We start from the raw sequence: 10,509 nt of genomic DNA on the forward strand, positions 1-10,509 counted from the left end.
AAGCAATTTCTAGAAAGGAACGCCAGATGGCAGACAACATGCATTACGACGCGATCGTCGTCGGATCGGGCATCAGCGGCGGGTGGGCCGCAAAGGAGCTGACGGAGAAGGGCCTGAAGGTCCTGATGCTGGAGCGCGGCCGCAACATCGAGCATCTGACCGACTATGTGAACGCGGACAAGGAGGCCTGGGACTATCCCCACCGCGGCACCGCGACCATGGAGATGAAGGACAACTATCCCGTCCTGTCGCGCGACTATCCCCTGAACGAGCAGACCTTCGGCATGTGGGCCAACGAGCAGGAAAACCCCTATGTCGAGGCCAAGCGCTTTGACTGGTTCCGGGGCTATCACGTCGGCGGGCGCAGCCTGATGTGGGGTCGCCAGTCCTATCGCTTCTCGGACACCGACTTCACCGCCAACGAACGCGAGGGGATCGCGACCGACTGGCCGATCCGCTATGCCGACATCGCGCCGTGGTACGACCATGCCGAACGCTTTGCCGGCATCTCGGGAACGAACGAGGGGCTGGACATCCTGCCCGACGGGCAGTTCCTGCCGCCCATCCCGCTGAACATCGTCGAAAAGGACGTGGCCGCACGCCTGCGCAATGCCTTTGGCGGCAAGCGGTACCTAATCAACAGCCGCGTGGCCAACATCACCGAGGCGCTGCCCGACCAGAACCGCGTCGCCTGTCAGTATCGCAACAAGTGCTGGCTGGGCTGCCCCTATGGCGCCTATTTCAGCACCCAGTCCGCGACGCTGCCCGCCGCGATGGCCACGGGCAACCTGACGCTGCGGCCGTTCTCGATCGTCAAGGAGGTCCTCTACGACAAGGACCGCAAGCGCGCGACCGGTGTCGAGATCATCGATGCCGAGACGAACATGACCTATGAATACACCGCAGACGTGGTGTTCCTGAACGCCTCCAGCTTCAATTCGACCTGGGTGCTGATGAACTCGGCGACCGATGTCTGGGAAGGCGGCCTGGGGTCGTCGTCGGGCGAGCTGGGCCACAACGTCATGGACCACCACTTCCGCGTCGGCGCCGAGGGCCGGGTCGAGGGGTTCGACGACAAGTACTACTTCGGGCGCCGTCCGGCGGGCTTCTACATCCCGCGTTTCCGCAACATCGACGGCGAGGAGCGGCCCTATACCCGTGGCTTCGGCTATCAGGGATCGGCCAGCCGCCAAGGCTGGCAGCGCGACATTGCCGAACTGAACATCGGTGCGGACCTGAAGCAGGCCCTGTCGACGCCGGGCAACTGGACCATCGGCATGACCGGCTTTGGCGAGATGCTGCCCTATCACGACAACGCCATCTCGCTTGACCGGGGCACGACGGACAAGTGGGGCCTGCCGGTCCTGTCCGTCAGCGTCGACCTGCGCGAGAACGAGATGCGCATGCGCGAGGACATGAAGCAGGACGCCGTCGACATCCTGGAGGCCGCCGGGGTCAAGGACGTCAAGCCGGTCGACCGCGATTATGCCCCCGGCATGGGCATCCACGAGATGGGCACGGCACGCATGGGCCGCGATCCGAAGACCTCGGTCCTGAACGGCAACAACCAGGTGTGGGATGCGCCGAACGTCTATGTGACGGACGGGGCCTGCATGACTTCGGCCAGCTGCGTGAACCCGTCGCTGACCTACATGGCGCTTACCGCGCGTGCGGCGGATCACGCCGTCAAAGCCCTCAAGAACGGAGATCTGTGATGAACCGTCGCGACCTTCTGACGATGATCGCCGCCGTCACCGGGACGGCCATGCTGGGTGCGGGCCGGGTGATGGCCTATGTCCCGACCGAGACCGGAGAGAACCTCTTCACCCCCGAGGATGCGGCCTTCCTGGACGAGGTGGCCGAAACGATCATTCCCGCCACCGACACGCCGGGCGCCAAGGATGCGGGCGTGGGCGCCTTCATGACCCAGTTCGTCAGCGACTGCTATGACGCCGAGGAGCAGGCGGCGTTCCGCGACAGCATCGACACGCTGAAATCCGAGGCCCAGGCACAGTTCGGCAAGCCGTTCGAGGACCTGACCGCCGAGGAGCGCCAGCAGATGCTGCAGGAGGCCATGGTCGCCGCCAGCGCCCAGGCTGCCGTCGTGGCCCAGGCCAAGGAGGAGATGCGCATCCAGGCCCGCGACCAGCAGCAGTCGGCTGACACCGCGGCCACCGCGCAGGCCCAGACCGAGGCGGACCTGCCGGCGCTGCACTGGTTCACGCCGATCCAGCAGCTGACGCTGGTCGGGTTCTTCACCTCCGAAGTCGGTGCGACGCAGGTGCTGCGCTATGAGCCGGTGCCGGGCGAGTACATCGGCGATCTGGAATACGACGGCGGCCCGGCCTGGGCCACGTGATCCCGCCAACGGCCCCGGCATGTCCGGGGCCGCATTCTTTCGCAAAGGATATTGCCATGAAACTGATGACATCGATGGCCGCGCTGCTGGCGTTGGCCGCCCCCGCCCTGGCCCAGGACGCCCCCGAGCCGACGCGCGAGGAACGCCAGGCCCAGTCCCGCGTGACCGAGATCGCGGGCCCCGAGCCGCGGTTGGTCCAGACCCCCGAGGGCGAGCCGCCGTCGGACGCGGTCGTGCTGTTCGACGGGACGAACCTGGACAGGTGGGAATCCGTGAACGGCGGCGCCGCCGAGTGGGTCGTCGAGGACGGCGCGATGCGCGTCGCGCGCGGATCGGGCGACATCCGCACCACGGAAAGCTTCTGCGACGTGCAGCTGCATGTCGAATGGCGCTCTCCGCCGAACAACGAGGGGCATGACAGCCAGGACCGCGGCAACAGCGGCATCTTCCTGCAGAGCCGCTATGAGGTGCAGGTTCTGGACAGCTTCGAGAACCCGACCTATGCGAACGGGCAGGCGGGGTCGATCTACAAGCAGCACCTGCCGCTGGTGAACGCCTCGCGCGCACCCGAAGAATGGCAGACCTACGACATCATCTTCCAGGCGCCGATGTTTTCGGACGAAGGCGCGCTGCGCCGTCCGGCCCATGTCACCGTCCTGCACAACGGCGTCGTGGTGCAGAACCACGCCCAGATCCAAGGTGTGACCGAATGGATCGGCTATCCGGCATACGAGGCGCATGACTGCGCGCCGATCCAGCTGCAGGACCATGACGCGGATGTCAGCTTCCGCAACATCTGGGTCCGCCCGATGTGATCCGGCCGGGTCCGCCCCCGCGGCGGGCCCCGGCATCGCCACGCGGCATCGCGATACGGAAAAAGGGGCCGCGACGATGTCGCGGCCCCAGTCAACCTGTCCGGCAGGGAGGGTTCAGCGCGTGGCGCTGTCCGGCAGGTTTTCCGTCAGGAAGGTGGCACCGGTCATCACGACCTCGGCGGCATCCAGGGGCTGGTCATGCTCGATGATGTACCACTGCGCGCCGGCCTCCTCGGCGGCGGGCAGGATCGCGGCCCAGTCCAGCGTGCCTTCGCCAAGCGCCTTGAAGCCCCGCTCGTCCTCGGCCTCGCCCTCGGGGGCGTTGTCCTTGGCGTGGATCGCAAAGACGCGGTCGTCGAAACGGCCCAGATACTCGACCGGGTCCAACCCGCCGCGCGCGACCCATGCCAGGTCCAGCTCGGCCATGACGTCCTCGCCCGCGGCCTCCATCATGATCTCCAGCGCGGTGCGGCCGTCGAACTCGACCATCTCGAAATCGTGGTTGTGATAGGCCAGCGTCATGTCCGCCGCCTCCAGCGTCTCGCTGAGCGCGGCCAGCTCCTCGCCCAGGGCGGTCCAGCCGGCGGCATCCGCAGGGCGGTCCTCCTCGGCCAGATAGGGGACGGTGATGACGTCGTTGCCGATCGCCTTGTTGAAATCGATCACCGCCTGCGCGTCGGCGCGCAGATCGGCCAGCTGGGCATGGGTCGAGATCGCCTCGATCCCGTATTCCTGCAGTTTGGCCGACAGGTCCTCGGCGGTGCTGTCCTGCATACCGACGGTCTCCACCGCGGTCACGCCCGCCGCCTGGACGGCGGCCAGCTGGTCATCCAGCGTGCCGTGGTCGCGCAGCGTATACATCTGGACCGCGATGGGCAGGTCGGACGTGGCCGCATCCTGGGCCATCGCCATCGGTGCCACCAACGTGGCCAGTCCACCGATCAGGGCGGTTCTTGCAAATGTCATGATCTTCTCCTCTGGTCCCCGCTCCTCCGGGGGTTGTCCATAGATGTAATGGATTTCATTACTTCTGAAAAGGATTACATTCACACAGGCCCGGCTTTTTGCTGCCCGGATCGGCACCCTGCCGCCGCAATGCTTGCGCTGAGCGCCGTTTCGCCCTAGGCCCCCGCTGCGCCAACCAGAGGACATCATGGCCCAAAACGACCTGGAAGCCCGACATCTCGATACGCTGGACCGCGACCTGGGGCGGTTCTCGGCGCTGGAAAACGCTACCGCCTATGTCGCGCGCCCGCTGGTCGCGCCGGGCGTCGCGCTGGCCTTCGTGCTGCTGGCCGGGCTGGGGGCGATGGTCGCCTTCGGACAGACCGACAACACGATGATCGTCGTGGTCGCGGCGATCTTCGGCGCCTACATGGCGCTGAACATCGGCGCCAACGATGTGGCCAACAACATGGGCCCGGCGGTCGGCGCGAATGCGCTGACCATGGGGGGCGCCATCGCCATCGCCGCCGTGTTCGAGACCGCAGGCGCGCTTATCGCGGGCGGCGACGTGGTCAGCACCATCTCTCGCGGGATCATCGATCCGCAGACGATCGGGACCGAAGGCATCTTCGTCTGGGCGATGATGGCGGCGCTGCTGTCATCTGCGCTGTGGGTGAACCTGGCGACCTGGATCGGCGCACCGGTCTCCACCACCCACTCCATCGTCGGCGGCGTGATGGGCGCGGGCATCGCCGCGGCAGGGTTCGGCGCGGTCAACTGGCCCACGATGGCGACCATTGCGGCCAGCTGGGTGATCTCTCCGGTGCTGGGCGGGCTGATCGCCGCGGCCTTCCTGTGGTTCATCAAGGCGCGCATCATCTATCGCAACGACAAGATCGCGGCCGCGCGCGTCTGGGTGCCGGTCCTGATCGGCATCATGGCGGGCGCGTTCGCGGCCTATCTGGCGCTGAAGGGTCTCAGCCGGATCGTCGACGTGACCTTTTCCGGGGCGCTGATGATCGGCGCGGTGCTGGGCCTGGTCTGCTGGGTCGTCATGATCCCGGTGATCCGCCGCCAGTCGCGCGGGCTGGAGAACCGCAACAAGTCGCTCAAGGTGCTGTTCGGCATCCCGCTGGTCGTGTCGGCCGCGCTGCTGTCCTTTGCGCATGGTGCCAATGACGTGGCCAATGCCGTCGGGCCGCTGGCCGCCATCGTGCAGGCCCTGGGATCGGGCGGCACGGCCGAGACCGTGGCGATCCCGCTTTGGGTGATGCTGATCGGGGCGTTCGGCCTGTCATTCGGTCTGTTCCTGTTCGGACCCAAGCTGATCCGCATGGTCGGCAGCCAGATCACCAAGCTGAACCCGATGCGTGCCTATTGCGTGTCGCTGTCGGCGGCGCTGACGGTGATCCTGGCCAGCTGGCTGGGTCTGCCGGTCAGTTCGACCCACATCGCCGTCGGTGCGATCTTCGGGGTGGGCTTCTTTCGCGAATGGGACGCGGCACGCCGCGCCCGCGCCGTGCAGGGTCAGGCCCCCGAACGCCCCCGCACCGCCCCCGAGGAGCGTCGCCGCCGCAAGCTGGTGCGCCGGTCGCATGTGCTGACCATCGGCGCGGCCTGGGTCGTCACGGTTCCGGCGGCGGCGGCCCTGTCGGGGGCGCTGTTCTGGGCGCTGCGGGCGATCGGCGGCTAGGCGCCGCAGGCCGCCAGCCAGCGCCGGATCGCGTCCAGGGCAGGGGCCTCGTCCAGCCAGGGGATATGGGCGCGGCCGGGCACCTCGGCCAGGATCAGGTCCGGGCGCATGTCCTTCATGCGCGCGGCCACCGCAGGCGACAGAAGGTCCGAATTCGCCCCCCGGATCAGKGCGACCGACAAGCCGGCCGTCGCCTGCCACAACGGCCAGAGATCGACCGGATCGCCCTGGAACGCGGCCAGGAACGCCTCTCGCAGGGCGGGGTCATAGGTGATGCCCAACCCCTCCGGCGTTTCGCGGTAATGGCGGCGCACGTCCTCCAGCCAGCGTCCCGGCGGCACGTCGGCAAAGCCCGGCATCAGCCCGGGCAGGCGCGCCGCCAGTTCGGAATGGCTGGCAGCCGCCGGATTGCGTCCGACATAGTCGAAGATCCGGTCCAGCCCGGCACGCGCGATCTCGGGGCCGACATCGTTCAGGCACAGGCCTGACAGGCGGTCATGCGCGGTCGCGGCCAGCACCATGCCGACCAGCCCGCCGCGCGACGTGCCCAGCACCGCGGCACGGTCGATCCCCAAATGATCCAGCAGGTCGATCGCATCGCGCGCCTCGCGCGGGACGGTATAGGTTTCGGCCCCGGTCCATTCGGACGCGCCGCGGCCGCGATAATCCATGCGGATCAAGCGCACCCCGGTCAGGTGCGGCGCGACATAGTCGAAATCGGACATGCTGCGGGTCAGGCCCGCCAGGCACAGGACGGGCAGGCCGGTCCCCTGATCGGAAAAGGCGATGCGCGCCCCGTCACCCGCCGTGAAAACCGCCATGCCGCCGCCCCCCTGTCGTGATCGCCGCTACAGGTTCTCGCTCTGCGGCATGCCCAGCACATGATAGCCGCCATCGACCATCACGATCTCTCCGGTGGTGCAGGCGCCCCAGTCGGACAGCAGCCAGACCGCGGTGCCGCCGATGGATTCCAGCGTGGCGTTGGCGCGCAAGGGTGCATTGGCCTCGGTGTGGCGGAAGGTCTTGCGCGCGCCGCCGATGGCCGCGCCTGCCAGCGTCTTCATCGGGCCGGGGCTGATCGCGTTCACGCGGATGCCGTCCGGGCCAAGGTCGTTGGCCAGATACCGCACGCTGCTTTCCAGCGCGGCCTTGGCGACGCCCATGACGTTGTAGAACGGCGTCACGCGGTTCGACCCGCCATAGGTCAGGGTGATGATCGACCCGCCCTCGGACATCAGCGGATGGGCGCGGCGCGCGACCTCGATCAGCGAGTAGCAGCTGATCTCCAGGCTGTGCTTGAAGTTGGCGCGGCTGGTGTTCATGAACCGGCCGGTCAGCTCGTCCTTGTTGGAGAAGGCGACGGCGTGGATCACGAAGTCGATCGACCCCCACCGGTCGGCCAGCGCGGCGAAGGCCGCGTCCAGCGACGCGTCGTTCGTCACGTCCACATCGACCAGCAGGTCCGACCCGACGGAGGCCGCCAGCGGTTCGACCCGCTTGCCGAACGCCTCGCCCTGATAGCTGAACGCCAGCTCTGCCCCCTGGTCGGCCAGCGCGCGCGCGATGCCCCAGGCAATGGACCGCTCGTTGGCGACCCCCATCACAAGCCCGCGCTTGCCCTTCAGAAGATCGCCCATGCGTTGGTCCTTTGCCTCAGTCCTGATAGCGCGACATCAGCAGGGTGGCATTCGTGCCGCCAAAGCCGAAGCTGTTCGACAGGACCGAATCCAACCCGGCGTTGTCCACGCGGCTGGTCGCAATCTCGCCCGATTGAATCTCGGGGTCCAGCGTCGTGACGTTCGCCGAGGCCGCGATGAAGTCATTCTGCAACATCAGCAGGCTATAGATCGCCTCGTGAACGCCGGTCGCACCCAAGGAATGCCCGGTCAGCGACTTTGTCGAGCTGACGGGCGGGGTCGACCCCTCGCCGAAGATGCGGCGGATGGCCTTGATTTCGCCCAGATCGCCCACGGGCGTCGAGGTGCCGTGCGCGTTGATGTAGCTGACCTTTCGGTCCTCGGGCAGGGTGGACATGGCCACGCGCATCGCACGCTCGCCGCCCTCGCCGGAGGGGGCAACCATGTCGTAGCCGTCGCTGGTCGCGCCGTAACCCGTAACCTCGGCATAGATCTTGGCGCCGCGCGCCAGGGCGTGGGACAGTTCCTCCAGCACGAAGACGCCGCCGCCGCCCGCGATCACGAACCCGTCGCGCGTCGCGTCATAGGGGCGCGACGCGGTCTCGGGCGTGTCGTTGTATTTCGACGACATCGCGCCCATCGCGTCGAACAGGCACGACAGCGTCCAGTCCAGCTCTTCGCCGCCGCCGGCGAAGACGATGTCCTGCTTGCCCATCTGGATCTGCTCGACCCCGTTGCCGATGCAATGCGCCGACGTCGCGCAGGCCGAGGTGATGGAGTAGTTCACGCCCTTGATCTTGAAGGGCGTGGCAAGGCAGGCCGAATTGGTGGAGGACATGCAGCGCGTGACCATGAAGGGGCCCATGCGCTTGGGGCTGCCCTTCTCGATCACCGTCTGATGCGCCAGAAAGAAGTTCGACGTGGACGGCCCGCCCGATCCCATGATCAGGCCGGTGCGCTCGTTCGACACGTCGCCTTCCTCCAGGCCGCTGTCCTTGATGGCCTGTTCCATGGCCAGGAAGTTGTAGGCGGCACCCGGACCCATGAAGCGCAGGTTGCGCTTGTCGATATGGTCCTCCAGCACGATCTGCGGCATGCCGTGGACCTGGCTGCGAAAGCCGTGCTCGGCATATTCGGGGGCGAAGACGATGCCCGACTTGCCCGCGCGCAGGCTGTCAGTGACCTCGTCGGCATTGTTGCCGATGGGGGATACGATACCAAGCCCGGTGATGACGACACGACGCATGGGGGCCTCCTTGAATGGGTGGGGTCAGCTGGCCGACAGGGCCACTTTCATGTCCTTGACCTGATAGATCAGCTCTCCGTCCGCCTCGACCCGGCCATCGGCCACGCCCATGGTCAGGCGACGGGTCTGGACGGCCTTGGTGAAATCGACGGTATAGCGCAGCATCTTGCGGTCGGGCCGCACCATGCCGGTCAGCTTGACCTCTCCGACGCCCAGGGCGTAACCGCGCCCCTGCCAGCCGCGCCAGCCCAGGTTGAAGCCGGTCAGCTGCCACAGCCCATCCAGGCCCAGGCAGCCGGGCATGATCGGGTTGCCGGGAAAGTGGCAGCCGAAGAACCACAGGTCGGGCGTGATGTCGAATTCGGCGACGATATGGCCCTTACCATGCGCGCCGCCGTCCTCGGACACGTCGGTGATGCGGTCCATCATCAGCATGGGCGGTTCGGGCAGCTGGGCATTTCCGGGGCCGAACAGTTCTCCGCGCGCGCAGGCAAGCAGGTCGTCGCGGTCGAAGCTGGTCTGGGTCAATGCCATCCGGGTCATGCCTTCATCTGTGCAGCCCCTGCGGGCCGGTCGGTTTTTCAGGTTGCCGCAGGGTCTATCATCCGGGGCAAGACCCGCGCAAGGGCAAGCCGCAGCCGTCTAGAACCACTGTCCCGGCTCCATCAGGCCCAGGTCCATCAGCTGCTGGCTGGTCCAGTCGAAGCGGTGCGAATTGCGCCAGGTCATGTCGCGGACCTGTTCGCGCGATCCGGGGTTGCGTACCAGCGCCTTGGCGACCCGAAAGGATGCCACAGCGGCCGTCAGGTTGTGGTGCCAGGGACAGGAGTAGGTGTTGTACTCCTCGATCGAGAAGCGGTGGTCGGCGGTCATCGTCAGGCCGGGGGCGGCGCGGAACAGCGCGATGCGGTCGATGCGGCGACGGTCTGCCGGCAGGAACTCCTCATAGCGCCAGCGCAGGCCGCCGTGAAAGTCCAGCTGGCGTTCGCGGATCTGGCCGTCCGCGCCGCGACGGCCCAGGGCATAGTATCCCGTCCGGTCGAACAGCGCCCCGTCAAGATCGACCGCGTCGGGGCAGGCCCGCAGATCGCCCGCATAAAGATCGATCACATAGGACAGCATCGCGGCGCGCCGTTCCTCGGTGTGAAAGGCCAGCATCTCTCCGACGCTTCGGGTTTCGCAGAAGGGATAGAACAGGAACTCGGCGTTGAAGCCGTAGTAAAGCCAGGTGCCGGTCGGCACGGCGCGGATCACCGCGTTCACCGCTTGGACATGGGCCGCGGGCCTGCGCGGGTCGTAGCGCAGCTGCGTGACCTGCGCGGCCATCGCGTCGGGCAGATCCTGCGGCTGGTCCGACATCAGCAGGATGTGGCGAAAGCCCCGGTCCAGATGATGGCGCAGCGTCGCCGCGACGGCGGTGTCGTCCTCGACCAGGATCACGGCAAGCGGTCCGCGGGCCAAGACGGCGGGCCGCCCGGCCAGGAACGGCGCCATGTCCCGGATCGGCAGGACCGTCATCAGCGCATGACCGCCTTGACCTGCTCCAGCGCGGCGGCCAGCAGGGCGGGGYCGCCCTCTGCCTGCGACACCAACTGCTTGAGCGTCTGCTTCTGCGTGTCGGGGATGGCGGCGCCGTCGATGATGCTGTCGACCTGGGCGCGGTCGAAGCCCTCGGGGGTCAGCAGCGCCTCGATCCGGGCGGCGACGGTGGCGGCATCGGCCGTCTCGGCGGCGGCCTCTGCCGCGTCCTGCGCGGCGCTGGCAGCCTCCTGCGCGGCGGCGTCGGCGGTCAGGCCGGTGACGCCCGCGGTGGC

At 67.4% G+C, this 10,509-nt stretch carries 10 protein-coding genes and 1 pseudogene; 4 read left to right on the top strand and 7 right to left on the bottom strand.

Translation table 11 applies throughout. The features are described 5' to 3' along the window. The first annotated feature begins 26 nt into the window (after positions 1–26). Genes GBO37_RS05020 through GBO37_RS05030 form a run of 3 tightly spaced genes read left to right on the top strand, consistent with a single transcriptional unit; the run spans position 27 to position 3,174 of the window. Positions 27–1,715, top strand: a complete 1,689-nt coding sequence (locus tag GBO37_RS05020) for a GMC oxidoreductase (protein WP_045983176.1) — start codon at positions 27–29, stop codon at positions 1,713–1,715. Next, positions 1,715–2,359: a gluconate 2-dehydrogenase subunit 3 family protein gene (locus GBO37_RS05025; RefSeq protein WP_252927584.1), complete on the top strand. Its 645-nt coding sequence runs from the start codon at positions 1,715–1,717 to the stop codon at positions 2,357–2,359. Before GBO37_RS05020 ends, GBO37_RS05025 begins: the two co-directional genes overlap by 1 nt. A 56-nt stretch (positions 2,360–2,415) precedes the next feature. Continuing rightward, positions 2,416–3,174, top strand: a complete 759-nt coding sequence (locus tag GBO37_RS05030; protein ID WP_252927585.1) for a DUF1080 domain-containing protein — start codon at positions 2,416–2,418, stop codon at positions 3,172–3,174. A 114-nt stretch (positions 3,175–3,288) separates the two neighbouring features. Here GBO37_RS05030 and GBO37_RS05035 read toward each other — a convergent pair whose 3' ends face one another. Beyond that, positions 3,289–4,140, bottom strand: a complete 852-nt coding sequence (locus GBO37_RS05035; RefSeq protein WP_045983173.1) for a sugar phosphate isomerase/epimerase — start codon at positions 4,138–4,140, stop codon at positions 3,289–3,291. 187 nt (positions 4,141–4,327) lie between these two features. Between GBO37_RS05035 and GBO37_RS05040 the strand changes: the two genes are divergently transcribed. After that, positions 4,328–5,812: an inorganic phosphate transporter gene (locus GBO37_RS05040; protein WP_252927586.1), complete on the top strand. Its 1,485-nt coding sequence runs from the start codon at positions 4,328–4,330 to the stop codon at positions 5,810–5,812. On the opposite strand, the gene GBO37_RS05045 is transcribed toward GBO37_RS05040, so the two are convergent. The 6 genes and pseudogenes from GBO37_RS05045 to GBO37_RS05070 form a co-directional block, all read right to left on the bottom strand. After that, complete coding sequence (locus tag GBO37_RS05045) at positions 5,809–6,633, bottom strand: alpha/beta fold hydrolase (protein ID WP_252927587.1); 825 nt, start codon at positions 6,631–6,633, stop codon at positions 5,809–5,811. The genes GBO37_RS05040 and GBO37_RS05045 overlap by 4 nt on opposite strands. A 27-nt stretch (positions 6,634–6,660) precedes the next feature. Further along, entirely contained in the window at positions 6,661–7,449 is a 789-nt protein-coding gene (locus tag GBO37_RS05050) for an enoyl-ACP reductase (protein ID WP_252927588.1), read from the bottom strand. A gap of 16 nt (positions 7,450–7,465) precedes the next feature. Beyond that, on the bottom strand, positions 7,466–8,695 hold the full coding sequence (gene fabB / locus GBO37_RS05055; RefSeq protein ID WP_252927589.1) for a beta-ketoacyl-ACP synthase I: 1,230 nt from the start codon (positions 8,693–8,695) through the stop codon (positions 7,466–7,468). A gap of 24 nt (positions 8,696–8,719) precedes the next feature. After that, positions 8,720–9,229, bottom strand: a complete 510-nt coding sequence (gene fabA, locus GBO37_RS05060) for a bifunctional 3-hydroxydecanoyl-ACP dehydratase/trans-2-decenoyl-ACP isomerase (RefSeq protein WP_045983185.1) — start codon at positions 9,227–9,229, stop codon at positions 8,720–8,722. Positions 9,230–9,337: 108 nt separating this feature from the next. Beyond that, positions 9,338–10,204, bottom strand: coding sequence for a glycosyltransferase family 2 protein (locus tag GBO37_RS05065; protein ID WP_371927490.1), 867 nt, complete (start codon positions 10,202–10,204; stop codon positions 9,338–9,340). 8 nt (positions 10,205–10,212) lie between these two features. Next, a pseudogene (locus GBO37_RS05070) lies at positions 10,213–10,509 on the bottom strand (hypothetical protein); the annotation flags it as partial.

The organism is Paracoccus sp. 08, assembly GCF_024105395.1.
GTDB classification, from domain to species: Bacteria; Pseudomonadota; Alphaproteobacteria; order Rhodobacterales; family Rhodobacteraceae; genus Paracoccus; species Paracoccus marcusii.